22 protein-coding genes are annotated in these 23,843 nt (G+C 51.2%); 13 read left to right on the top strand and 9 right to left on the bottom strand.

The window, feature by feature from the left end; translation table 11 throughout:
• Window positions 1-8: 8 nt before the first annotated feature.
• Both P9L94_15885 and P9L94_15880 read right to left on the bottom strand, forming a co-directional pair.
• On the bottom strand, window positions 9-1,232 hold the full coding sequence (locus P9L94_15885; protein ID MDP8245566.1) for an MFS transporter: 1,224 nt from the start codon (window positions 1,230-1,232) through the stop codon (window positions 9-11).
• 98 nt (window positions 1,233-1,330) lie between these two features.
• A complete protein-coding gene (locus P9L94_15880; GenBank protein ID MDP8245565.1) occupies window positions 1,331-2,320 on the bottom strand; it encodes a DNA polymerase III subunit delta' C-terminal domain-containing protein in 990 nt (329 codons plus the stop codon).
• A gap of 107 nt (window positions 2,321-2,427) precedes the next feature.
• Between P9L94_15880 and P9L94_15875 the strand changes: the two genes are divergently transcribed.
• Entirely contained in the window at window positions 2,428-3,705 is a 1,278-nt protein-coding gene (locus P9L94_15875; protein ID MDP8245564.1) for a hypothetical protein, read from the top strand.
• Window positions 3,706-3,709: 4 nt separating this feature from the next.
• On the opposite strand, the gene P9L94_15870 is transcribed toward P9L94_15875, so the two are convergent.
• The 3 genes from P9L94_15870 to P9L94_15860 are packed head-to-tail and all read right to left on the bottom strand — an operon-like array spanning window position 3,710 to window position 6,983.
• Window positions 3,710-4,192 carry a response regulator gene (locus P9L94_15870; protein ID MDP8245563.1) on the bottom strand — a complete coding sequence of 161 codons (483 nt, stop codon included), beginning with the start codon at window positions 4,190-4,192 and terminating at the stop codon, window positions 3,710-3,712.
• Complete coding sequence (locus tag P9L94_15865; protein MDP8245562.1) at window positions 4,185-5,564, bottom strand: ATP-binding protein; 1,380 nt, start codon at window positions 5,562-5,564, stop codon at window positions 4,185-4,187. The genes P9L94_15870 and P9L94_15865 overlap by 8 nt, the downstream gene beginning before the upstream one ends.
• A 3-nt stretch (window positions 5,565-5,567) precedes the next feature.
• Window positions 5,568-6,983 carry an SLC13 family permease gene (locus P9L94_15860; protein ID MDP8245561.1) on the bottom strand — a complete coding sequence of 472 codons (1,416 nt, stop codon included), beginning with the start codon at window positions 6,981-6,983 and terminating at the stop codon, window positions 5,568-5,570.
• A gap of 119 nt (window positions 6,984-7,102) precedes the next feature.
• On the opposite strand from P9L94_15860, the gene P9L94_15855 reads away from it, so the two are divergent.
• On the top strand, window positions 7,103-7,468 hold the full coding sequence (locus P9L94_15855; GenBank protein MDP8245560.1) for a hypothetical protein: 366 nt from the start codon (window positions 7,103-7,105) through the stop codon (window positions 7,466-7,468).
• Window positions 7,469-7,591: 123 nt separating this feature from the next.
• Here P9L94_15855 and P9L94_15850 read toward each other — a convergent pair whose 3' ends face one another.
• Window positions 7,592-9,280 carry a divalent metal cation transporter gene (locus P9L94_15850; protein ID MDP8245559.1) on the bottom strand — a complete coding sequence of 563 codons (1,689 nt, stop codon included), beginning with the start codon at window positions 9,278-9,280 and terminating at the stop codon, window positions 7,592-7,594.
• A gap of 109 nt (window positions 9,281-9,389) precedes the next feature.
• Window positions 9,390-9,761 (bottom strand): DUF423 domain-containing protein, encoded by a 372-nt coding sequence (locus tag P9L94_15845; GenBank protein ID MDP8245558.1) that lies wholly within the window; start codon window positions 9,759-9,761, stop codon window positions 9,390-9,392.
• 143 nt (window positions 9,762-9,904) lie between these two features.
• On the opposite strand from P9L94_15845, the gene P9L94_15840 reads away from it, so the two are divergent.
• A complete protein-coding gene (locus P9L94_15840) occupies window positions 9,905-10,531 on the top strand; it encodes a prepilin-type N-terminal cleavage/methylation domain-containing protein (GenBank protein MDP8245557.1) in 627 nt (208 codons plus the stop codon).
• 509 nt (window positions 10,532-11,040) lie between these two features.
• Here the strand turns inward: P9L94_15840 and P9L94_15835 are convergent.
• A complete protein-coding gene (locus P9L94_15835) occupies window positions 11,041-11,739 on the bottom strand; it encodes a tetratricopeptide repeat protein (GenBank protein MDP8245556.1) in 699 nt (232 codons plus the stop codon).
• Between the two features lie 81 nt (window positions 11,740-11,820).
• Entirely contained in the window at window positions 11,821-12,048 is a 228-nt protein-coding gene (locus P9L94_15830) for a zinc ribbon domain-containing protein (protein MDP8245555.1), read from the bottom strand.
• A gap of 384 nt (window positions 12,049-12,432) precedes the next feature.
• Between P9L94_15830 and P9L94_15825 the strand changes: the two genes are divergently transcribed.
• The 10 genes from P9L94_15825 to P9L94_15780 are packed head-to-tail and all read left to right on the top strand — an operon-like array spanning window position 12,433 to window position 23,837.
• A complete protein-coding gene (locus tag P9L94_15825; GenBank protein ID MDP8245554.1) occupies window positions 12,433-14,121 on the top strand; it encodes an ATPase, T2SS/T4P/T4SS family in 1,689 nt (562 codons plus the stop codon).
• A gap of 14 nt (window positions 14,122-14,135) precedes the next feature.
• Window positions 14,136-15,353 carry a type II secretion system F family protein gene (locus P9L94_15820; GenBank protein ID MDP8245553.1) on the top strand — a complete coding sequence of 406 codons (1,218 nt, stop codon included), beginning with the start codon at window positions 14,136-14,138 and terminating at the stop codon, window positions 15,351-15,353.
• Entirely contained in the window at window positions 15,350-15,892 is a 543-nt protein-coding gene (locus P9L94_15815) for a prepilin-type N-terminal cleavage/methylation domain-containing protein (protein ID MDP8245552.1), read from the top strand. The genes P9L94_15820 and P9L94_15815 overlap by 4 nt, the downstream gene beginning before the upstream one ends.
• Complete coding sequence (locus P9L94_15810) at window positions 15,882-16,289, top strand: type II secretion system protein (GenBank protein MDP8245551.1); 408 nt, start codon at window positions 15,882-15,884, stop codon at window positions 16,287-16,289. Before P9L94_15815 ends, P9L94_15810 begins: the two co-directional genes overlap by 11 nt.
• The gene (locus tag P9L94_15805; GenBank protein MDP8245550.1) at window positions 16,286-16,984 is read left to right on the top strand and encodes a prepilin-type N-terminal cleavage/methylation domain-containing protein; all 699 of its coding nucleotides are present in this window, start codon (window positions 16,286-16,288) and stop codon (window positions 16,982-16,984) included. Before P9L94_15810 ends, P9L94_15805 begins: the two co-directional genes overlap by 4 nt.
• Window positions 16,981-18,303: a type II secretion system protein GspK gene (locus P9L94_15800; GenBank protein MDP8245549.1), complete on the top strand. Its 1,323-nt coding sequence runs from the start codon at window positions 16,981-16,983 to the stop codon at window positions 18,301-18,303. The genes P9L94_15805 and P9L94_15800 overlap by 4 nt, the downstream gene beginning before the upstream one ends.
• Window positions 18,300-19,736: a hypothetical protein gene (locus P9L94_15795; protein ID MDP8245548.1), complete on the top strand. Its 1,437-nt coding sequence runs from the start codon at window positions 18,300-18,302 to the stop codon at window positions 19,734-19,736. Before P9L94_15800 ends, P9L94_15795 begins: the two co-directional genes overlap by 4 nt.
• A 9-nt stretch (window positions 19,737-19,745) precedes the next feature.
• On the top strand, window positions 19,746-20,321 hold the full coding sequence (locus tag P9L94_15790) for a GspMb/PilO family protein (protein ID MDP8245547.1): 576 nt from the start codon (window positions 19,746-19,748) through the stop codon (window positions 20,319-20,321).
• Window positions 20,318-21,013 carry a hypothetical protein gene (locus P9L94_15785; GenBank protein MDP8245546.1) on the top strand — a complete coding sequence of 232 codons (696 nt, stop codon included), beginning with the start codon at window positions 20,318-20,320 and terminating at the stop codon, window positions 21,011-21,013. The genes P9L94_15790 and P9L94_15785 overlap by 4 nt, the downstream gene beginning before the upstream one ends.
• Window positions 21,014-21,065: 52 nt before the next feature.
• Window positions 21,066-23,837, top strand: a complete 2,772-nt coding sequence (locus P9L94_15780) for a secretin N-terminal domain-containing protein (protein MDP8245545.1) — start codon at window positions 21,066-21,068, stop codon at window positions 23,835-23,837.
• The last annotated feature ends 6 nt before the right edge of the window (window positions 23,838-23,843 follow it).

The raw sequence follows: 23,843 nt of genomic DNA, 5'->3' as shown, positions 1-23,843 counted from the left end.
TTACGGCGTTAGGCTTGCGCGGCTTCCGGCTCGTCTTCGATTTCCGGCTCACGAAAGACCACAAGAAATGTAAGCGCACATAATACCGTCAATACAATCGGAACGATAAATACATACGTCCAGTTAACAATCGGATCGCCCCCATCAATTCCAGGAGAAGTAAAGATTGAGCGAATCCATCCCGCAAAGACGCCGCCTAAGGTCATGCCCATACCAAACGTCACAAAGGTCAGCAGCGCTTGTGCGGAGTTGCGAATTCCTTTTGGAGACGCCTTGTCTACATAAATCTGTCCAACAATAAAGAAGAACACATAACACAATCCATGCAGCGGCAACGAAGCGATGATTAACCACAAGGGGCCGCCCATCGCAAAGATAATATAACGAACAGGCCAGGCGATGATGCCAATCGCGATGGACATTTTGATTCCCGCCCGTGGAAGCACATACGGCAATAAGACAATCAGCGAAACGATTTCCGCAATTTGCGCCAACGTCATCCATGCAGGGATGTCTTCCGTCTTCATGCCTAAATCCGCGAGGAACGGGCCTGTCAGGTAATAGTAGAACTGCAATTCGGTCGCGACCACGAACGAAATAATCATAAATGTTAAGAAGGTCGGGTTCTTCAACAATTTAAGCGCTTCTAAAAAGGCGAAGGGTTTTCCCGCTTCTTTTTTCGGCGGCGTATGTGGGAGGCAGAAACTAAACACGCCGTACACAACGCCCGCATAGCCAGCGAGCTTCATACAATTGGAGCCGTCAGGATTCAGTCGGAGCCAATAGGTCAATGCAAAGCCTGACAGAATCCAACCGATGGTCCCCCAGATTCGAATCCAGCCGAAATCCCGTTCCACATTTTTCAGGTTCTGAAAACAAATGACGTTCGTCAGCGGGATGGTCGGCGCATAAAACATCGACCACATAAACATTAAAATCAGAAACGGCCAGTATTCGGTTTGCCCGGCGAGTAAGATCATCATGACGCCGCCGAGTATTTGTGAAATGCCCAGGAAGCGTTCACTTGCCATGTAACGGTCGGCAATCTGACCGCCAATGAATGGAGCAATCATGGAGGCGAAATATAACATGCTCATCATCACGCCGCCCTGAAAAGCCGTAAAATTGAGCGTGTCGTCCATGTAAATTGGCAGGTACGAATACCAGGCGCCCCATACCCAATATTGCAACATCATCATAAAACTGAGACGAATCCATATACTAACGCTCATTACAGACTCCTTGCTTCGCGTGAATTGAATTTCTTAACAGCCATACAGAATTCATGCATTATAAACCCAAACCCCAGCGGTCGGGCTAGTGGAGCAGACTATCCGTTACGAATTTCTAAAAAAAGTTTTGCGAATAAAAGCGATGGATTCCAATTACGGTCGAGACCTTCGATTGAATCCAACACCGACTCGGCTTTGATCATCCATCCTTCCGGCGAAGCGGCCTTGCTCTCTTTTTGGATGACGTCGAGGCGGTCGGGATTTACGTAAGGGCCGTCCGCGCCACAGGCGGCCAGCGAAGCGTCGCGCAACAAACCCGCGAGAATATGCAAGCGGTCGCGCATTCGCTCACGGTCTTTGGCGAGCCAATCCGCCGCTTCGGTGACAGCGGCCTCATGTTTCAAAACGCTTTGCAATATTTTGAGAATCTCATCGCGCTCTTGCAGATACTCTCCCTCAATGAGCGACTGGGCTTTTTCGGGCAATCCGCCTGCAGCGCGCGCGATGGTTTCGGCTTCGGATTTTGACACGCCTTCGAGACGATCAATCAGCCCCTGCGCTTCTAAAGGCGCGAGACGAATTCGACGGCAGCGCGAACGGATCGTCGGCAAGACAGCGGATTCGTTGTCGCTTAATAAAATAAACAGCAGCCGGGCGTGAGGTTCCTCAAGCAGTTTCAACAAACTGTTCGCCGCCGCAATCGTCATGCGGTGCGCATCGTGCGCGAGAAAGATTTTGCGCTCGCCCTCATGCGGCTCAAGACGGGCGAACTCCATCACCAGACGCATGTGCCCGACGGAATAGTCGCGGCCTTTGCGCTCGGGCTTTTCCCAATCGTCTTCGGGGCGAAGTTCAATATAATCGGGATGGGTTTTGGCGAGAATGCGCTGACAGACCGAACACGCGCCGCAAAAATCGTTTTCCACTTCAGGACACAGCAGCGTCATCGCCAATGCGCGACCGACTTCATACTGCCCCGCGCCCGGCGGGCCGTAGATCAAATGCGACCCGGAAAGCATGTCCTTCTCTGAGGAGCGGACAATCATCTTTCGCACAGTTTCACGACACGGCGCATCAGCCCACGGCATACGAGTTTCCCCTCAATTCACTCTTGTCTGAAACAACAACTCTCGTGATACTATGCAAGCGAACCGAATCAAGTCAAGCAAGTCAATTCATTTACTGGTTGAGGCTTATGAAATCACGAATTTTTCTTTTATGCAGCAGCGTTGCGATTATTTCGCTTTGTTTATTTCTTGCGCACACCGCGCCGGGCGCCGCCCAAGAGGACGTGAGTTATTCAGTTGAAACTCGTTTGCAATGCGCCAACCAACCCTTTCAAAGCGATGCAGTGTTGGTCACCACCCATAATCTGCCATTGGAGTTTCATTGCCAGACGAACTTGACTCCGGCGCCGCCCAAAGATTACATCCCCGAACCCGGCGAATGGCGTTGGAGCGCGTCCTCAGGAACGCTTGAAGCCAATGGCGACGTCTGCGTTTGGAAAAACCCCGCGCCCGGCAAGCAAACCATTCGCGTCGAAGGCGATATAAAATACGCCCCGCCCAAACAAGGCTTGTTCGCTTTTTCAAAACCGAAGGAACTGAAAATCTCCTTCGTTGCGGAGAAAGTGTGCATTGTTCCCTACTACGTTCCTGAAATCAAAAACGGGCGCGTGAATGGATTTGTGGTCGGCGAATATCCCGACCCGCTGAAACCCGAACATTTAAAATTAATCGGAGACGCCATCGTACAACAACGCATTAAAGACAACGCCGAGACCTATTCTCAACCCAAGCTATTTTATGAAATCGACCGCGAAACCTATTTCATCAAGGTTTTTAAAAATTATACGCTAGGCGATTTTGATCTGGACCCGCGTTTTTTGTCGATGGATTACCCGCGCTACATCGCCATCCATCCTTATATCTTACGTAAGATTGATTTGTTCGAACAACAGTTAGCCGCCGATGGGCATCCCGTCAAAAAATTAAAAATCTTTTATGGATACCGCAGCCCGGACTATAACATCGGGCGCCGCAACCGCGACGGTGAATTGACGCTCAAGTCGCCGTTTTCGATGCACATGTATGGGCTGGCCATCGACTTTATCATCGACGAAGACGACAACCTGGTTTTAGACGACCTGAATGGGGACGGGCGCGTCACCATGGATGATGCGCGAGAAATGATGAAGTCAGCCGACGCGCTCGATAAGGCGCTGCGCGATCAAGGCAGCGAACTGGTCGGCGGCGCGGGGCCGTATCCACACCACGATTATTATGAACGGGGCGAAGTGGTGCAAACGCCCTACGTCCACATTGACGCGCGCGGCTATCTGCGCGAAGACGATACGCTGGTGCGTTGGGAAGGCAAAGACGCGATTGGCATTCGTCAAGCGCAAACGCCGTACAAACCCAAGGCGCCGGTCCCGCAATGGCCTTGGGCGGTCCCTGATTCAGCCGCTCAATAGGCGATCAGGTTTCCATCCGTAATTTACGATACAGCGCCTCTTGGTCAAGAATCGGCAAAAATGGTTTGTAGTCGATTCCCTTTTCAAGCAGGTATTCGGTTACCAAGCGTTTGACGGTGTTGACCAGTTGGTCTTTTTCCCACGGCTTCTCGATGAATTGGTCAATGCGCGCCGCGTTGATGGCGATAATGGTATCTTGATGGGTCGCCAGCCCCGTGAGCAGCAGTTTGCGCGTATCGCGAAAGCGGCGGTCGTTATTTAATTCGACCAAGAGCTCCACGCCATTTTTTTCGGGCATGATATGGTCGCAAACAATCAACGCCGGCGCACCGCCGGCTGCGTCAATTTCTTCCAGCACTTCAAACGCCTCTTCGGCTGATTCACACGATTCAAAAGCAAAATACTCATTGAATTCTTCCAGATCCTTTAGAACCGTAGTGAGTACATCTCGCTGGTCATCGACAAGTACGATAGTGGGTTTAGACATTTTCGCCCCCCCTTGGGATCTGTAATAAAAAGAGCGTTTCGCCGGGTTTACTTTTCACGTCAATTTTTCCGCCGTAGCTATCAATGATGCGTTCGACAATCATAAGCCCTAATCCTAAGCCAGTCGTTTGACCATCTGTCTTGGTGGTGAGATGAGGCTCAAAAATATGCGGCAAAATGGCCGGTGGAATTCCCGGGCCGTTATCTGAGATGGATAAATTAACGCAATTGTCTTCGTCGAATGAGCCGATACGCAACGACGGGCTTGGCGTTTTTGCGGTAAACAAACTATCGCAGGAATTCTGTAACAGGTTGATTAAGATTTGTACGATTTCGCCTTTGTTGCCGACCACTGGCTTGGGGGCGCCCAATTCGAGTTCCACGTTTACTTTACGTAACGGGCTGGCCATTAAGGTCACGACTTCACGGATGCAATCGTCGATGAACAATCCGGGGGCGCGGTCGGAATTTTGCGCGCCCAATTCACGTACGGATTTTACCACATGAATCGCGTGTTCGCCCGCCGATTTCATATCGTTCAGCGTCGCGCCGATTTCCCAGTAGTGCGCGAGTTCTCCAGCGCGTTTCATCAGTTCGGGTTTATATTGCGCAAGGCTGTCGTCATCCATTCCGGTATGGGCCAACCGCTGGGCTTCGACGTCGTTGATGTGATAGAGCGCCTTCAGTTCCTTTGTGCGTTGGCGCGCTTCACGGCTGGAGAGCCGCCGCCCTTCGTTCCATCCTTTTTCAAAAAATGGATACGGCGCTTGCACGTCTTTTTTATACATCTCCGCGAGATTCGGCCCCAACCAATCGCAGTTGCGCTTTAACACCGCGACGGCGTTGTTGAGTTCGTGGGCGATCCACGCCGCGATTTTTCCCATCGAAACCATTTTTTCTGAATGGATCAAAGCCCGCAACGCTTTTTCATTTGCGAGAGCGATTTTGTGTACGCGCTGTTGACGGTGGATGAGTTCTAACATCATGTGAGGCAAAAACTGTTCGGCCAGCGAGTCGGTTCGACCGTCAAACACGGCGGGCTGCGACGCCTCAATATACGCGACTTCACAGTCGTCTTCGGCGACCACCGTACTCAGACTGATATAACTTTTGGAAAAGAAACTCGGGCCGCCGACAAACGCATTTTTCCGCGCGCGTAAAATCTCAAACGGGTTGCCTCTGTCATCTTTGGTGGAGCCGCGAAGCATTCCAGAGATGACTAAAAACAAGCGGTCGTTGTGGTCGCCTTCACGAAGCAAAACGTCCCCTTTTTTAAGTTTCAAGCGGCGGGACGAGTCGGAAAAATAGGTTTCCTTCAACCACTGCAAGTTGGCTGTCGTATCATTATATGCTCCGTGTAATACGTCATTCATATCTTAAATAACGCCTACCATACGAAGAACAATCATCAATCCATATACGCCAATCAGCCCAACGCTGCTGATGATGACTCCGGTTTTCATCATGTGCCGGGTATCGACCATTCCGCTGGCGTACGCAATCGCATTCGGCGGCGTACTGACTGGCAACGCCATTGCAAGAGACGCCGCAAAGGTGCAAGTCAGGATCAACATCTTGCCGCCGCCCAGCGGTTCTAGCGATGAGAGCGTCGTCCCCAACACGACAATAACTGGCATGAGCAAGTTCGCCGTTGCGGTGTGCGACATGAATGTGCCCATCAGCAAGGTCAAAGCAGAACAGGTGAGCACAATGAAATAAGGCGAAAATGTGCCGAAGGGAATGCTCTCAATCAACCGCTTCGACAAGCCGGAATCTTCTAACGCAAGGCCTAAAGCAAAACCGCCTGCGACCAGCCAGAGAACGTCCCAACTGAGATTTTTTAAATCTTCTTTGGTAATAATCTGCGTTACCGAAAAAACCGCCACCGGAATCATCGCAATGACATACGAGTTCATGCCCGACGCGGAACCAATAACCCATAACAAAACGGTAACAGCAAATGTAATGTACAGAGTCATGGCGCGCCAATGAGTCAGAAACTTGCTCTTAATTTTGACTTCAATCGTGTCGGTCTTCGGCGGAAAAAACCACAGTAACAGCACCCAAGCAAAAATCAGCATAACAATAACAAACGGGACGGCAAACGCCATCCATCCCGCAAACGAAATCGCATTGTCTCCGGTAAGATAGCGAATCGCGATTGCGTTCGGCGGCGTACCAATTGGAGTGCCGATGCCGCCAATGTTTGCGGCAAAGGGAATTCCGAGTATGTAGGCGATCCGCCCACGATCATCAACTTCAAATGCACCCAAGACCGGGGTTAATATTGCGAACATCATGGCGGTGGTGGCGGTGTTGCTCATAAACATCGAAAAAATCGCCGTAATCGTCATCAATCCCAATAGAATCAACTTGGGATTTTTACCAAACGGTTTTAACATGACTCGCGCCAAATTGAGGTCAAGGCGATATTTACTGGTTGCCATCGCCAGAAAGAACCCACCGAGAAAAAGCAATATAATTGGATGGGCGAAGGTCGCCATAATGGCTTTATGACTCAGCGCAGTTCCAAACGAGGGGTCGTCTTTAGAACCGGCGAAAAAGATCAGAGACTTGTCGGAAATCATCAATAGTTCTAAAACAATGATTAACACCGAGGTCGCGTAAACGGGGATGGGTTCCACGATCCAAAACACGGCCGCGAGAACAAATAGCGCCATCACGCGCTGTTCGATAACGGTGATGCCTGCGAATGGCAACATGGATTCAGGAAGAAAAAGTACCACCAGCGCAACGAGAATAGATGCAATAAGAGAGAGAGTGTGTTTCATGCAGAGAAAGCCTCGGGTGACGAACGGTTTGAGATGCCTATATTTAGTCTATCTTGGATGCGGTTAACGAAAAGTCCAGAACAGAAACTTAATCAAAAAAATAATGGACAGGAAACGCCATGACGGATTGTTTACAGAAACAAATAGAACAACTAGGCATCCCCAAAATTCAACGCCATATTTTTCTGTGCGCCGACCAAACCAAACCCAAATGCTGCGCAAAAGACGTTAGCCTGGAGTCGTGGAATTATCTAAAATCTCGATTGGATGAATTACATTTGACGGGCGACGGCGGCATTTTTCGCACCAAGGCGAACTGCTTGCGGGTGTGTATGCAAGGCCCGATTGCGGTGGTGTACCCCGAGGGCGCGTGGTATCACTCCTGCACGCCGGATGTACTCGAGCGCATCATCCAAGAACACCTCATTAACGGGCGCATTGTTGAAGAGCACCTCATCACAACGCATTCGTTGGGTGAAGATTAATCAAATTATATCTGATCTACATGAATCCCCCCGGCGCCTTCGACGCCACCCCCCTTTTTTAAGGGGGGCTAAAAGCCTGAAGTCAATGACATTGGGCTAGGGGGGATCAATCATTAATTTACTTTACTCGCTCACCTTCGGCGTTGAGTTGTAATTTTCCGGCTTGCGTAATGTGAATCCAAATAAGACAACAATTGTGAATACGATAATTGCAATGATTCCATAGATTCCCGCTTTAGCGGAAACTTGCCAAACAGCGCCGATGGTTGTTAACACAGTCGCTGTTCCCATCAGCGTGTTCCAAACCACCCGGTTCATGCCGCGCGGGATGTTCTCACCCAACAAGCGCTTGGAGTTCATCATAATAAAGAAGGTGATGTACGCCAGTGGCAACAATGTATAGTTAAATACCGAAGTCGGCACTGCCAGCCAGAACAGCGTCTTGCCTGACCAGATAAACGGCCCCAAGGTTCCGGTCGCCGCTGCCATGCAGCCCAGCCGATGCTGCCAGCCGCCATGCGGGAAATTAAAAATTTCACAAATAACAAAGCCCGAAATCAACATCATTAACGTGATCGAGGAGAGCGTCATGCCCAGAACGCCAAGTCCAAACACCCAGTTGGCGACGGTATCTCCAGTGAGCGGGGTGAGCGCCTGTGATAAGTCGGCGGCGTCGCGTTTCACTAACGTGGCGGCCAGCATGCGCTCGGCGGGGATGATCTGTACCTCTGATTCGGATACCCGCGCCAAGCGGCCTTTTAACAAATCGTCATATTGACCAAACTGGCGGTGGCTCGAATCGGCGATGACGTTGCCTTGCTTATCGAGCAGACCTTGTGCAGGTTTCATGTGAAACTGGCTTGATGATGCGATAATGACAAAACCAGTCACCACCACGAATGGAATCATCATTCCTGTAAACAAATCAAAAATGGAAAGCCCGCGAAAATCCTTGTCCCACCCGCGTGAAAGCATCGAGTAGGGTAGAAGGAAAGTCATGTTGATGCCGACTGCGTTGGCGGTCGCAGCGACCATCACGTCTTGTTGTTTGTTGACGATGACAGCGCTCCAATAGGCGCGGGCCGATTCGCTCAATTGATCGAGCAGCGGAGAAAAACTGATGTCTGGCTTCCAAAAATGGTTGAAGGTGGGGATGAATCCGGCTAGTACCCCGCTCCAATCCAAGCCTTCTTCAGAAAACGTCAATCGCATCACCACGCCAAAGAAACAGGCGACGATCATCACCACCATGCCCTTCAGCATCCATTCATAGACTTTTACGCCGAAGCCTTTGTTATCATAGAGAAATGTAATCATGGTTGTCGCAACCAACACAAAGAGCGTAATCGCAACCTTGCCCCAAAAGTCGCCAAGCGTCCCTTCCGCGCCGAATACATTCGGCAAAAGGTTTTGCTGGACGACGGCGTTCGCAAGTGAATACTGCGGCATCGCCCAAACCATGTTGGCCAATAGCGCCGCCAGCGCCCATCCCCAGGCTAAGACGGGGTTGATATGGTTTTTGATGGCGCCAAAGGGGCGTTCGCCAATTGAGAGCGTGACGTAACCAATCGCCCCCAACATGACGATGCCGAGAAACACCGCCATCGGTTGCAGCCACAGCAGACTGAAACCGCCCAAAACGCCCAAATACAAACTGCTCGCGAGCGAACCACCGCCCAGGGTCATCGCGCTTTGCAGCCAGCCGGGGCCGGACAACCTTGCATACACGCCAAACAGGCTTAGCGGGCCTTTTTTTCGCGCGTCAACGATTTGTTGGCGTTCAAATTCAATCGGGGGTGGAGTCAAGTTCATGTTCCCCTCATTTCAAAATTTCTTAATAAATAGAATGGTTCCCCGCAATTACAACATCGGTGAAAGGGTATTGTAGCCATGAAGCGACAAGAAAATCAAACGAAAGCCCTTATCTCATTTTAATGAACGCAACCAGCAACGCAGCCCAGCCAACCAAAAACCCAACGCCGCCAATGGGAGTAATCGCGCCCAACCAGCGGATGCCGCTCAGCGCGAGAATATACAAACTACCAGAGAAAATGAGCGTCCCTAGAATGAAACCCCACCCCGCGATTTGCACCGCGAGGCCGGGCGCCCGCGAGGCCGCCCAGGCAACAAACAACAATGCCAGCGCGTGATACATCTGATAACGGACGCCGACTTCAAACACATCGAGAAAATACGGGTCTAATTTATCCTTGAGCGCGTGTGCGCCAAACGCGCCGAAACCAACGCCCAAAAAGCCAAAAATAGCGCCCGTCAATGCAAAAATCCGTTCCATCGAGTTCTCTTTCCGTCAATATTTACATTTCATTTGCAAGAAGTATAGAAAATATAATGTTCTCCCTTGGACAAATCAAGTAAATACTGGTAATTTTACTATGAATTCATGTATTCATTATTTTTATTTTATAGGAGTAGGACATGAGCAAGCATACCTGTAGGAAAAATGCGTTTACCCTGATTGAACTTCTCATCGTCGTCGCCATCATCGGCATCCTTGCTGCAATTGCCGTCCCCAATTTTTTGAATGCGCAAATCCGCGCAAAAGTCGCCCGCACCGTTTCAGATATGAAAACGATTTCAACTGGATTGCAAATGTATGAATTGGACAACAATGCGTTGCCGCCATGCAACAAAGCCCGCGTTGCGGGAAGCGGCGATTACTTCCACCCAAACGATATTCGTTTATATCGTTTGACGACCCCGGTGTCGTATCTTTCATCCATTCCATTAGACCCGTTTGCCGGAGAGAACACGGCTGATTTTGCTCAATGGGGAAATGGATACGATTATGTTAATTCATATCAGGATCATGATACAGATACTTGGCGCGCTTCCGGCGCCTGGGGCTATATGTGGCGTCTTAACGCATGGGGCCCTGACGGCGTAAATGGTTGGGGCGGACAACGCACGGGCAGTTGCCCTAATGGCAAACCCGATTTTGTCTACCACACATCCAATGGGCTAACCAGCGTTGGCGACATTCTTTGGGTCGGCTCCAAAGATGGGCACCAGAACGTCGACTGCACCATCACCAACGGCGTATAATTGCAATAATACAAATCGAAACGATTCGGGCTGCGGTTATCCGCAGCCCGTTTTTTTATCGAAGTGACTCGAGATCATCTTGATGATGATTCGCACAAAAGAGCAAACAACGACCAAAGCATCCTCGCATACCAATACGGACTCGCTTTAGATATCCCCGGCGTTTGCAGCGCCCAGCCCAAAAAATAACTTTAGGTCGATACGGCAAGTGAATACTTACCGTAATAGATGACCATAATTTAGATTCCGAAAACGTATTCCGGCATATCAATAAATGACAAACCAAATCAGGCATGGGTGCAATTCTGAGAGCGCCTGTGAATAAGGGCCTGATAGCCCGCACTGAAGCGAGCAGAGTTGTACCCATGCCGCACGCAACGAAATATCAAGTATTTATGAGATGGTTCTTTAGTGTTTGAAAAAATATTGCGCCCGTAGCCTTACGGACGTTGACATAAAAAAACCCGGCGATGTTTGCCGGGTTTTTTGTTTCACTATGATCAAAGAAATTATTGAAGCGGCGCGGTGGCTTCTGCTTCGAGCCAATCTAAGCGCTCTAAGGCAAAACTGTTCCAGACGGAATCTTTTGAGATCGACTGATAGGCTTGAATCGCTTTGTCGGTCTGGTCGAGTTCTTCATAACAGCCGCCCTTTAGATAGGCGAGGTAAAACGTAAAATCATCCGCCTTGGCGTTGGCTTCTAAGGTTTCAATCTCTTTCAACGCCGCGTCGGCATTGCCCAGGCTGCGCTGCGCTTGCACAATCGCCACGCGGATCAAATCCTTATCCGCATTCGATTTCGCTGACGACAACGCTTGTTGATATTCCTGCAACGCGCGGTCGTAATCTTCCAATTCGACAAAACACCTGCCGCGCATCAAACGGGCGTACGTCGTTACCGAAGCGCCAGGGTGGCTCTGCAGCAATGAATTGAATTGTTCAAGCGCAGGCTCATATTGCTCGTTCTGGGCCAGAGTAACGCCAGTCGCAAACGTCAACTGCGCCGCTTGAAAATCGGCGGACGCTTTCATCCCCCATAGGTACCAGCCAATAATGGCTACCAAGACAACGCCAATTCCCATTAAAAGTTGGCGTCCAGACTTCTCATAGAAGCGGCGTGCGTTACCAATGAATTGCTGCCAAAACACTTGCAGTTCATCTTCTTTGAGGCGCCGCTGGAGTTCTTTGTGGTCAATCTTCGCTGACATGAATGCCTTCCTCTCCCTATACATTGTTACGAAGAGAGTATTGTGGTATCGGGCGCGGCTTTCGTCAATGCGCGCGTCGGGTTACATGCACGACGGGCAACCGCCGCCCCCGCAAGCCGGGGCTTCGGGCATGGGGCAGGATTCGCTGCCGCAGGGGCTGGAATTGCCTGCGTTTACGCCAAACGTAGAGAGTTGCTTCGCCACTTTTTCATTGCCGCATGATGGGCAAAGGGGGGTATCGTCACGATTGAACACGAGTTCTTCAAACTGATGGTTACATTTCGTACACTGAAATTCAAAAATCGGCATGTTTCCGCCTCAATAATAGAAATAATCTTGCTCCAATAGTGTATTCGATCACCGCTTTGATTGAAAGTCGGCCTAATGGAGACTTTCGATTCATTAATAAATTTCCTTTTATCTGAACACTTGAAACAAAAGCGCGGACTAAATCGTTATATATGATATCAAAGAAGTGCTTGATCGTATTGTTTTTAATAACAATTTTGGTTTATCAGAACAAAAGTAGCGGACTTTGATTTATTTACGATACCAATTGTGTTACTTTACCTCTGTGTGGATGATATGGCTTTTTTTAGAATTTGAAACTCGCGCTTCTATTCAATTAATATCCGTTTATTGCCTAAGTTGGAAACATATATAGAACTTTTCGCCGAGGGGATGTGGTGATCGATGAATTCATCGGAACTCTACTCGCTCCTTATAGAGAGCGGTCTGCTTACGCATGAGCAAGCGCTAAGCGTAAAAGAAGAACAAGCCGAGACTGGCGACGCGCCGGACGAAATTGTGTTGCGTCGGCATTGGGTCGAAGAAGAAGCCTTGCTGGATGAACTCAGCAAAGCGTACGGCGTACCCTGGCAGGAAATTCCTGAAAAAGCGCCGCACGCCGCAATCAATGCCGTCCCTGCGGAATTTGCGCTGCGGCATTGCGTTCTTCCCATCTATAAAAATAATGGCCAACTCACCGTCGCGGCGATGGACCCGAGCGAACTGCAAGTCTTCGACGACCTGCGGATGCTGTCCGGCTGTGAGATTCAGGTTGTGCTCGCCCGAAAAAAAGCGCTGCTGGAAAATATCGAACGCTATTTTGGCGCCAGCATTGAGAAGATGATCGCAAACCTGAGTTCGGGAGACGATGATCTAAATTTGGTCAACCCGGAAAACATCGCTGACTTGCAAGAACTCGCCCGCGAACCGACCGTCGTTAACCTGGTCAACCTGATTATTTTTCAAGCAGTGGAAGAAGGCGCCAGCGATATTCACGTGGAGCCGTTTGAAAACGACTTGGTGGTGCGCTACCGCATCGACGGGATGCTGCAAGAGCAGCCGCCGCCGCCCAAACACCTGCAATCGGCGATCATTTCACGTATCAAGATCATGTCAGAAATGGACATCGCCGAACGCTACACCCCGCAAGACGGCCACATCCGGCTACGACTGGGCGAACGCGAGTTGGACTTCCGCGTCTCCACCATCCCCACCGTTCACGGGGAAAGCGTGGTCATGCGTATTTTAGACAAAACGAATATCTTGATTGATATTACCGACCTGGGTTTCTTTTCAGACACCCGCAGCAGTTTTGAATTGTTGCTACGCCGTACGCACGGCATCATTCTCGTCACCGGGCCGACCGGCTCCGGCAAAACCACGACGCTCTACGCCGCGTTGAACCAGATCAAAACGCCCAAGATGAAGATCATCACCATCGAAGACCCGGTTGAATACGACTTGCAGGGCATCAGCCAGATGAATGTCAACGCCAAACGCGGCCTGACCTTCGCCAATGGATTACGTTCGATCGTTCGCCAGGACCCCGACATTATCATGGTGGGTGAGATCCGCGATTTTGAAACCGCTGAAATCGCCATCCGTTCCGCGCTGACCGGGCACCTGGTGTTTAGTACGCTGCACACCAACAACGCTGCGGGTTCTATTTCACGTTTGATCGACATGGGCGTGGAGCCTTACTTGATCTCATCTTCGTTAGTCGGCGTACTCGCGCAACGGTTGGTGCGGCGCAATTGCCCGCATTGCCGGGCGCCGTATGAACCCGACCATGAATTGCTGTCGCTGGTGGGCGATTCGCTGCCCAACGGCGTCTCCGCCCAACGCGGGACCGGCTGCGAATATTGCCGCAACCAGGGCTTCAAAGGCCGCTCCGGCTTATTTGAACTGCTGATGATTACAGACCCGGTTCGGGAACTCATTAACACCCGCACTTCGTCTAACGTAATTCAACAAACGGCAAAATTAAAAACGCTGCGCGAATACGGTTGGGAAAAAGTCATCGCGGGCGAGACCACCGTCGAAGAGGTTGTCCGGGTGACGGAAGAAGAAGAATTCACAGACCTGAATCTTTAGGGAGACGCATCCTCATGCCGCTGTATCGCTATCGCGCATTGACTGCTGAAGGCCGTCCGGTAAACGGCAGCCTCTCTGCGCCTGAACGCAACGACGCCGTCGCGCAATTGCGCACCCAGGGCGTCCGCCCGATTGAGGTCGTCGAACAATCCAAAACGGGGCCGAAAGTTGCATCGACGTCTGCGCCCAGGCGGGGCCGGGTCAAACAAAATGACATCCAGGTTTTCACGGCGCAGCTCGCGGCGTTGTTACGCGCAGGCATCGTCCTCTCGCAAGCGCTTTCGATCTTAGAAGAACAAACCGAAAGCGCCGCCATGAGCGCAATTCTACATGACGTTCGTGAAGATATTCACGGCGGGGCCAGCTTGTCGGACGCGTTGGCAAAATACCCACGCCAATTTCCCGAATTGTATTGCAGCATGATCCGCGTCGGCGAATCGGGCGGCGTGTTAGAAATTGTCCTCAAACAGCTCGCCACGTTTATGGAAAAAGAACAAGCGTTGCGGTCAAGCATTATGACCGCGCTGGCCTACCCCACGCTGGTGGTCATGGTCGGTATCGGCTCCATCGGCGTACTGGTTACATTTGTGATTCCCCGCCTGGGCGCGGTGTTCGCCGACTTCGGCTCGAAACTGCCATTTCTGACGGCGGCGTTGATCGGGCTGAGCGATTGGGTGCTGCGCTGGGGATGGCTTGCGTTAATTGTTATGCTTGGAACCGGCTATGCGCTGCGCCGCTACGTCGATACTGACGCCGGACGCGAAAACTACGACCGCCTCAAAGAGAATTTCCCATTACTCGGCAGCATGATGGTGAAAGCGCAAATCGCCCGCTTCTCCCGCACCATGGGAACTCTCGTCAAAAGCGGCATCCCTGTTTTGAGTGCGCTCAATCTGGTGGTCTCCACCACCAGTAGCAGCATTCTGTCGAAAGCGCTTCAAGAGGTGTGCGAAAAAGTCAAACGCGGCGAAGGCCTGTCAACGCCGTTGAAGCAGACGGGATTTTTCCCGCCGATGGTAACCAACCTGATCGCGGTCGGCGAGCAGTCGGGCAGCCTGGACGAGATGTTGTTTCAAGTCGCCGACACCTTCGACGCCGAAGTTGAACAAGCCATTAAACGGTTTATTACCTTATTTGAACCCATCGTCATCATCTTGATGGCGCTAGGCGTCGGCAGCGTTCTGTTTGCGTTCCTGCTGCCAATTATGAATATCAGTGAAATGATTCAATGAAGAATAAACACGCGCGCGCACAACACGGTTTTACCTTAATGGAACTGGTAATGGTCATTACCCTCATGGGCATCATGATGGGCATGGCGATCCCTTCGTTCCGTAACGTGTTGACGTCGCAGGAACTCAAAAACGCTTCGCAGGCCATTGGCAACATCATACGTTACGCCCGAAGCGAAGCCATCCAGCGCAGCGCACAAACGAAAATCCTGTTTGATTCTGAAGCAGGCGGTATTTTGTTTTCGATTGAAATCGACCCGTTTATGCAACCCGGCATTTTTGAAGAACAACGCACGCCCTTCCCTTCTCCAAAACAATTGCGCGAACCGGCGACCATCAAGATTGCGTCATTTGAAAAGCAAAGCCTATACGGCGGGTTGGAAGAAAATGAACTCTTGTTTTCGCCCAACGGTTCAACTTCCGACGCGCTGCTTACCTTGGTGGACGAGACCCAGCGCGTCTACACCGTCGGCGTGGTCGGGCTGACCGGGCAAGTATTGATTTGGGACCACAAAGTGGAGACGCTGTATGAGGACTAAGCGACGAGCGGAAAACTCGTTCTCTCTGGTGGAAGCGCTGGCCGCGATGACCATTATGGGCATTGCCATCGCCAGCATCCTCACCACGTTCTCCGCCTCACTGGTCGCCAGCCGGGTGGCGGAAGACTATGCAATTTCCACCTCCATGATGACTGAACTGCGCACCCATGTCCGCGCCAATATGCTGTCGCCGCTCGACGCCAACCAGGGCACGTTCACCAACCATCCCGGCTTCAGTTGGAGCGCCGTCTACACCCCGACCAACTACACCAATTTTTATCTGGTCGAGATGACGATTGACTGGATTCGCGGCGACAAAGAATACGCGCGCACCTGCACGACCTATCATTACTATATGGCCACAACCACAACAACGGCGGAGGAAAGCGAAGCATGATGCGGTCTCCGGCGTTTACGTTAATTGAGTTGTTAGTTGCGACCACCATCACTTCGCTGGTGTTGTCGGGCGCGTTCTTTTCGCTCTCGGTTGTGCTAAGCGCCTATAAAATTCGCGGCGGAAAAACCTCCGATGCAGAAATCGCCAATATGATCTTCACCCGGATGCGCACCGACCTGGCTTCCACTTTCATCTCGCCGCATGGAGACGTAACCCGCTTCGTCGGCATGGATGAACAGAACGGCCAATTCGACGCCGACACGCTGACCTTTATCAGCATGGTGAATAATCCCATCGAAATTGGCGAAGGAACCAGCGACCTCGCCGAGGTGCAGTATTTCATCGACCTCGACGACTCGACCCCCGAGCGCTGGCTGGTGCGCCGATACGACGCCACGCCCGACGACGACCCGTTCAGCGGCGGCGAAATTTCGCTGCTGGGGCCGCACATCATATCGATCAATTATGAATATTATGACGGCCTGATGTGGTGGCCGGAATGGAATTCCGAAGCCGACCTGCCGATTGCGGTCAATATTAATCTGGGGTTTTATCGACCCAATGAACTTGAACAAGAACCAACGCCGGAATTGCTCACTCAACACAATACCACCATCTGGCTGACCTTGAGCCGGGGCGCATCTGAAGGCGGCGGAACGTCCAGCACAAGCGACGAACCAGGAGGCGAACGATGAGGGCCTCCGAACGCGGCATCGCGCTGATCGTGGTACTATGGATCGTCACCGTCATGGGGACGTTCACCATGCTGTTCTCGAGGGAATCGCGCCTTGCGGTCAAAATCAATAAAAACTTAAACGACGCCCTGCAGGCCGAGATGCTCGCCGAGGCGGGCGTCTACCGCGCCGTGGCGGAACTGATTGACGATTACGAACTCACCACCTTCGATTCACTCAACGAAACCTGGAGCAATAGCGCCGATGCGTTTTTCGACGCAACCCTGGGCGACGGCGTTTACCGGGTTGAGCATCCTGATTTTTCAACTCCAGGATCGACGGCGTATGGATGTGTGGATGAATGCTCCAAACTCAACATTAATACCGCAACCCGCGATATGATCTTGGCGCTGCCATACGCAACCGAAGAACTCGCCGACGCAATTCTAGATTGGCGGGATGAGAATGACGAACAACGCACTTTCGGGGCGGAAATTGATTATTACCAATCGCTCGAAGAACCCTACCAGCCCAAGAACGGACAGTTCGACACTTTGGGCGAACTCATGTTGGTGCGGGGCGTTTCTGTTGAAGTGCTTTACGGCGAAGACATTAATTCAAACGGCTTGCTTGACCTCAATGAAAACGACGGCGAAAGTTCGTTCCCCATCGACGATGGAAACGACGAACTCAATCTGGGCTGGATCCATTATCTGACCGTTTATTCGTATGAAAAAAATGAAAGCGGCGACGGCCTATCGCGCATCAACATCAATAGCGCGAATGAAGATGAGATGAAAGAAGAATTGAGCGACGTTCTCAGCGATGAAGAAATCAACCAAATCATTCAAGGCCGCGACGGAAATGAATATACCCGTATCGGCGATTTAATTTCGCGCCAGCAAAACAATAACAACGGCGGCGGGCGAAATAATAACAACAATCAACGCATCCTCAGTAAAGAAAAAATGCGCGACGTAGCAGACCGCATCACGACGACGGATGATGAGAAATTATTTGGCCTCGTGAACCTCAATACGGCGCCGCGTGAAGTGTTGAAATGCTTCTTCCCGCAAAATGAAGAAATCGTCGAAACCATCATTGAATACCGCGAGTCCAGCGACGGGCCGCTTGAATCGCTGGGCGAACTGCTTGACGTGCAGGGCGTGAGCGAACAACAATTCGCGCGCATGACCGAGATCGCCTGCACCAAATCGTCCGTCTTTTCGATGCGTTCGACAGGATACATTCAGGCAAACAACGCCTACAAACAGGTGTTCGCAATATTTGACCGCAACGCGGAACCTCCACAATTTATATATTGGAAGGTGGTGCGATGAGCGCATCCGTGAATCACTTAATTTTATTTCAGCGACTCGACGACCGGCTCGTTTGGATCGAAGCGTCACGCGACGCAAACAAAGTGCAACTGCTGGGCGCGGGCGTACAACCGTTACACATCGACGGCGAAGACCTCACGCTGCAGAGCGCAATCGAGTTGGTCGCCAGGCAACTGCAAGCGGGAATCTGGGTCAGTTATGAAGCCGTGCTGGCGGCGCCCTCCCACCGCTTAACGGCGCGCACCATTGATGCGCCGCCCGCCGACGATGACAACCTGCGCGACTTGGTTGCGTTTGAAGTGTCGGAAGCGTTGCAGGTACCGATTGAAGACATTGCCTGGGATTATTGGGTCTCCAGCAAGCGTACGACGACCAGCCCCAAACTACTTTGGATCGCCGCGCGAAAATCGATCCTCAACGACTGGGCGGCGGATTGGCCCGCCAACCGCATCCCCATTTCGCAAATCACGCCGAGCATCTGGGCGTTTTATGAGTATGCGCTGCAATCCGAAGCGGGGCTGCTGCGTCAACCCGCCCTTCTCGTGATGCAAGAAGGCGACCGCGCCGAAATCGCCGCAGCGGATTCCAACGCGGTCTACTATACGCGAACGGTCAATCTGTCCACATCAACTGAAGCAGGCGATACAGATATTCAACAGCGTCTCGCGCAAGAAATCGAACGCACGCTGGCGTATGTTTCGGAACGATTGATCGCAGGCGAGATTCGTTCGCTCATCATTGCAGGATTTGACGATCAGCCTGGAGATGCGCTTGAATCGCTCGCGACGCAACATTCATTAACATTATATCGGCTTAGCGCAAACGACATGGCTTCGAGTTTTGAATGCAAAACCGCCCAACCCTGTAATGACCACCTTCCATTGTTAGCGATTGCCTATGCGCGTTTGTGCGCCGGGTTGTCAGGCGTCAATCTGCTCGATGAGAAGGAAGAAACCGTCTGGGGCGCGCGAATCTGGGAAGCAGCGCAACCGTCGCGGGCGTTTATTCGCAATGCAGGCGTTATAACCGCCGCCGCGATTGTCTTGTGGATCGCAAGCGCCTTATGGTTTAACAGCGCAGTCGATGCGCGCCTCAGCGAAGGCAAAAGCCTGCTGAAACTTGCGACCCACCTGCAAAACGAAGAGACGGGATTGCGCGCCATGGCGCAACGCCGCGTCGCGATGGCGGACGTGCTGCTCTTTTTGTCGGAAACGCTTTCGTCTGAAAAAAAATTGCTCATCAAGAATTTATCGTTCGACGACAAAGACGGCGTCGTCTTGTCATTGGTGGGCGGAAACAATCAAAACGTATTGAAAATCATCGAACAATTAAACGCAAGCAAGTACTTTCGAGACGTGGTCTCTGACCGCGCCGTGATGGAAAAAGAAGGCATCGTGATTTATCTAACCGGCAAATTGGTTCCGGGGGCATAGGAGCAGATTATGGCTTCCCTTTCAAAACGGGAAAAACGCATGGCGCTCATCACAGGCTGCATCGCCGTGATCGGCGTTGCGTACATTTTGATGAACGTCATGTCGAGCAACGACATGGAAGTGTCTTCCGCCACGGCGGACCGCTTTGATACGCTCTTCGAACAGATGGCGACCGTCGAAGATCAGAAAGCGAAAAACATGAACTGGCGAAAAAAGATCGGCAATGAAACCGGACGTTTCATCAGCGAAAAAGATGTTAGCCAGTTATATGCAGAAATTGAAAAAGTCGCCGGGCAAAGCGGCGTCCAAGTCAAAAATTATTCGAGCACCATCAACAAGCGCGCAAAGCCGCTGCCGCAACTGGAAGCGAACCTTTCACTGGAATGCCAATACCCACAGTTGATTCAATTGTTGGACAATTTTTCTAAATCAGAAATTTTGTTGCAACCGTCTAACTTAAAGGCGTCGCTGAAAGACGCCAATCAACCGAACTTGCAAGTGCAACTCAAATTGACCACGTACTTGCTGAACACCCGTTTTGAAAACAACGCGCCGACAAACCTGCGGCAAGGAGGCGGCGCATGAATTACCAACTCCGTGAACGCGCCATCGGTTACCTACGCGCCTATTGGCAGCAAATCGTCTATGCCCTGCTGGGCGCCGTGCTGGTATTTCAAATTGGCGGAACATTGTATCGCCTATTGGAATTGCGCCATGTCGACCGGCTCATCGCACAAGCCGAGTCAAGCGATTCAAAAGAAAATAAAAACGAAGAACAGGCGCCGAATCCACAAATGGGGCCGAGCAATCAGGGCGGCGGGCAACCGCGAAAACCCGAAAAAGATATTTTTCGTTTTCAGGAACCCAAATTTATGTTGACCGCGATTTATCTCGACAAAGCCGTGATTAACGGACAGCCCGTCGCGGTTGGAGGCCGAATCGGCAACGCGACCTTAGTCTCAATCGAATCGTTCAGTGTGACCATTGAGATTGAAGGCGAAGACCAACCACGCATGTTTGAAATGTTCACCGGACAAAACGGCGGCGGTGGCGGCCGTCCGGTCAACAATCGTTCGGGAAGGAAGTCACAGCGCCCGCCAATGCCCGGCGGCGATATGTCATCGCCAATGCCAGCCATGCAAATGGGCGGTGGAGGCGGTGCGGGCATGCGTGAAGCAATGCGCAACATGCCACCAGAGCAACGACGTCAAATGCTGGAAAACGCGCCGCCCCAGGTTCGCGAACGAATGATGAGACGCATGGGCCAGGGAGGCTGAGGGATTGTCAATTCAATATAATCACAATACGAAAATTCTAAGGAGTGGGACTATGAAACGCTCGATCTATATCACACTAATTTTGGGGAGCCTGTTGTTGTTCATCGCAGCGCCCACCCTGCAACCCTTCGCGCAAGAAAGCAGCGAAGAGACGAGCAGCGAATCCGCCAAAGGTTTGGGCAGCATTCTGGCGGATACCGTAAAAGGGATGTTCAGCGTGATTTCACCGAACGGAAAATCCGCCCAGCCGGTGGATGGAAGCGATGAAGGCGAACCAGAAAAGTTCAGCCTGAATTTTAACAACGCCCCGATCGAGCAAGTGTTGAAATTCATCAGCGACTTGAGCAAGAAGGTCGTCCTCAAAAGCGACGACGTACAAGGCCAGATCAATATTATCAACCCCAATGAAGTCACCGCCGTACAAGCGATGGAAATCATCGACCAAGCGTTTCTTCTCAAAGGCATCACCTTCATTGAATATGACGAAATGATTATCGTGATGACCGTGTCGGGCGCGAAACAAAAAGGGCTGGAAGTAAAATCCGGCGCCGACGATGACACCATGGGTTCGCGCATGAAACATCAGGTCATTAAGTTGAATTTCGCGTCGCCGTCTTCTCTGAAAGAATCGCTATCGCCATTGATTCCCGACACGGCGAACGTCATCGCGGATGAACGTACGCGCTCGCTCATCATCACCGATACAGCGGCGAACATCCAACGGCTGGAAGACATCATCCGTGAGTTAGACAAAGAGAGCGCGATTGGCGACATGTCGGTGCAAGTGTTTCGGTTGAAATACCTGAACGCTAATGACATTGGGCGCGATCTCGATGATTTATTAGGCAATATTGTTCAAGCGCAATTGATAGAAGGTCGCGGCGGGCGCCGCCAGCAAGCGCCGGTTGAAGTCGTCATTGACCGCCAAACCAACTCGCTCATTGTTTCTGCGCCGACCGAAGCGATTGACGCCGTCAAAGAATTCATCACAAAATTAGACACCAGCAAAACAGAAGAATTACATACGCAGACTTTCACGCTAAAAAACGGCGATGCGACCGAAATTGTTCAAACATTGACGCAACTCGCCCAAGGGCGCCAAACCAGTAACTACAGGCCCGGCGTTTCTGCGGATTCACGCACTAACACCATCGTGGTTTCAGCGTATCCCGAAGACGTTTTAGAAGTCGGTAAGTTGATTCAAGTTTTGGACAGCAAAGAGAGTTATGAGAAACTCACCAAAATTTTCCGCCTGGAAAGCGCTGATGCGATCATTTTAAAACCCATGCTGGACCAACTGCTGAACCAGGAAGACAGCAATTCAAATTCGCGCTACCGCTGGTATTCTTCCGGCAACGATCAAAAAGACACTTCGATTATCGAAGACCAAAGGCAAAACGCCCTGGTCATTACCGCCAAGCCCGGCGACTTCCCGATGATTGAAGCGCTGGTCGAGCAGTTAGACCAACCGCTGCCCGAGTCGGCGGAAGAACCCCGCGTGTATCCAGTCAAGCATGTTCGGGCTTCTGATTTGGCCTATCTGATCGAGGCATTATTTGAAGAAGAAAGTTCAAATTCTAACTACTTCTATTTTGGAAACGATCAATCCTCCGGTATTACAGGCTTGACCGGCAAGGTAAAAATCATCGCCGATCCGAACACCAATTCGCTCATCGTCATCGCAGCAACGCCGCGCGCATTTGATATCGTTGAACGGCTGGTAGAGAAACTAGACCGTCTGGCGCCGGAATTCGGCGGAACGAAAGTCATTCAACTCAAAAACGCTGATGCGGCGGAATTATCGCAGCAATTGACGCAATTGTTTCAAGAAGATCAAAGCAATCAAGGCAACCGGGGCTTTTATTGGTACCTCAATCAATCGTCGCAAGGCGGAGAACAGGAAGTCAGCAACCTAATCGGCAACGTCCGCATCGTTTCAGAAACGCGCACCAACTCGCTTCTGGTCACAACCAATTCGCAATATTTTGATCTGGTCGAAGATATCATCAAAGAACTCGACCGTGAGATCAGCCAGGTGTTGGTTGAAATTTTGATCATTGAAATTGTTGACTTGAAGAACAATGAGCTCGGCATCAACTGGCCCGACAACGTCCCCATTCAAGCCGACCTCGATTTGAACCAGTCGTTCAACCAATTCAGCCTAGACCGCTCAACGGTTATCTCTCGCTCTAGTTTTGAAACGGTTTTAGGGTTTCTCGCCAAAAGCGATAAGACCAATGTGCTGGCGCGACCGGATGTATTGACCGGCGATAATCAAAGTGCGTATGTTGAAGTGGTTGATCGAATTCCCACGCTGGGCAGCATTTCACAAGGCAACGCAGGCAACCTGCAAAGCACGCTTTATAATGACGTGGGCTTGGTGTTAACGGTGCAACCCCACATTAATGATGAAGACACGGTCACCATCAATGTTGATTTAGAAACGGGCAAGGTGCTGAACCAATTTCAACTTCGCGTCGGCGATTCAGAAATCCCCGCGTTTAACCGCCGCCGCGTGAGAACAGAACTCATGATAAACGACGAAGAAACCGCCGTACTCTCCGGCGTCATTGACACCAGTTTTTCTGATATTGAAGACGGCGTCCCCGGCCTGAGGCATATTCCCATTTTGGGCTACCTGTTCAAATCAAAAAAGAAACAACAAACCAATAAAGAATTAATGGCGTTCATCACGCCCTATATCTTGAACACAGCAGAAGACCGCGACCGCGTGTTTCTACGGCATCGCGAGCGGATCAATGTTTATGATTCGTTCCAAAACCAGATGAAAGAATTAAATGTTCGCATCGGACGGCCCGAATGAGCCAGG

It is taken from the genome of Candidatus Hinthialibacter antarcticus (assembly GCA_030765645.1).
GTDB lineage: Bacteria > Hinthialibacterota > Hinthialibacteria > Hinthialibacterales > Hinthialibacteraceae > Hinthialibacter > Hinthialibacter antarcticus.
This window is presented reverse-complemented; position numbering and strand designations above follow the sequence as displayed.

Coding starts and splice junctions, on each gene's coding strand:
- P9L94_15785 (MDP8245546.1), top strand. CDS start 20,318: ATGAATTACCAACTCCGTGAACGCGCCATCGGTTACCTACGCGCCTAT.
- P9L94_15830 (MDP8245555.1), bottom strand. CDS start 12,048: ATGCCGATTTTTGAATTTCAGTGTACGAAATGTAACCATCAGTTTGAA.
- P9L94_15795 (MDP8245548.1), top strand. CDS start 18,300: ATGAGCGCATCCGTGAATCACTTAATTTTATTTCAGCGACTCGACGAC.
- P9L94_15835 (MDP8245556.1), bottom strand. CDS start 11,739: ATGTCAGCGAAGATTGACCACAAAGAACTCCAGCGGCGCCTCAAAGAA.
- P9L94_15885 (MDP8245566.1), bottom strand. CDS start 1,232: ATGAGCGTTAGTATATGGATTCGTCTCAGTTTTATGATGATGTTGCAA.
- P9L94_15865 (MDP8245562.1), bottom strand. CDS start 5,564: ATGAATGACGTATTACACGGAGCATATAATGATACGACAGCCAACTTG.
- P9L94_15870 (MDP8245563.1), bottom strand. CDS start 4,192: ATGTCTAAACCCACTATCGTACTTGTCGATGACCAGCGAGATGTACTC.
- P9L94_15860 (MDP8245561.1), bottom strand. CDS start 6,983: ATGAAACACACTCTCTCTCTTATTGCATCTATTCTCGTTGCGCTGGTG.
- P9L94_15780 (MDP8245545.1), top strand. CDS start 21,066: ATGAAACGCTCGATCTATATCACACTAATTTTGGGGAGCCTGTTGTTG.
- P9L94_15880 (MDP8245565.1), bottom strand. CDS start 2,320: ATGCCGTGGGCTGATGCGCCGTGTCGTGAAACTGTGCGAAAGATGATT.
- P9L94_15875 (MDP8245564.1), top strand. CDS start 2,428: ATGAAATCACGAATTTTTCTTTTATGCAGCAGCGTTGCGATTATTTCG.
- P9L94_15810 (MDP8245551.1), top strand. CDS start 15,882: ATGAGGACTAAGCGACGAGCGGAAAACTCGTTCTCTCTGGTGGAAGCG.
- P9L94_15840 (MDP8245557.1), top strand. CDS start 9,905: ATGAGCAAGCATACCTGTAGGAAAAATGCGTTTACCCTGATTGAACTT.
- P9L94_15790 (MDP8245547.1), top strand. CDS start 19,746: ATGGCTTCCCTTTCAAAACGGGAAAAACGCATGGCGCTCATCACAGGC.
- P9L94_15815 (MDP8245552.1), top strand. CDS start 15,350: ATGAAGAATAAACACGCGCGCGCACAACACGGTTTTACCTTAATGGAA.
- P9L94_15855 (MDP8245560.1), top strand. CDS start 7,103: ATGACGGATTGTTTACAGAAACAAATAGAACAACTAGGCATCCCCAAA.
- P9L94_15825 (MDP8245554.1), top strand. CDS start 12,433: ATGAATTCATCGGAACTCTACTCGCTCCTTATAGAGAGCGGTCTGCTT.
- P9L94_15845 (MDP8245558.1), bottom strand. CDS start 9,761: ATGGAACGGATTTTTGCATTGACGGGCGCTATTTTTGGCTTTTTGGGC.
- P9L94_15820 (MDP8245553.1), top strand. CDS start 14,136: ATGCCGCTGTATCGCTATCGCGCATTGACTGCTGAAGGCCGTCCGGTA.
- P9L94_15850 (MDP8245559.1), bottom strand. CDS start 9,280: ATGAACTTGACTCCACCCCCGATTGAATTTGAACGCCAACAAATCGTT.
- P9L94_15805 (MDP8245550.1), top strand. CDS start 16,286: ATGATGCGGTCTCCGGCGTTTACGTTAATTGAGTTGTTAGTTGCGACC.
- P9L94_15800 (MDP8245549.1), top strand. CDS start 16,981: ATGAGGGCCTCCGAACGCGGCATCGCGCTGATCGTGGTACTATGGATC.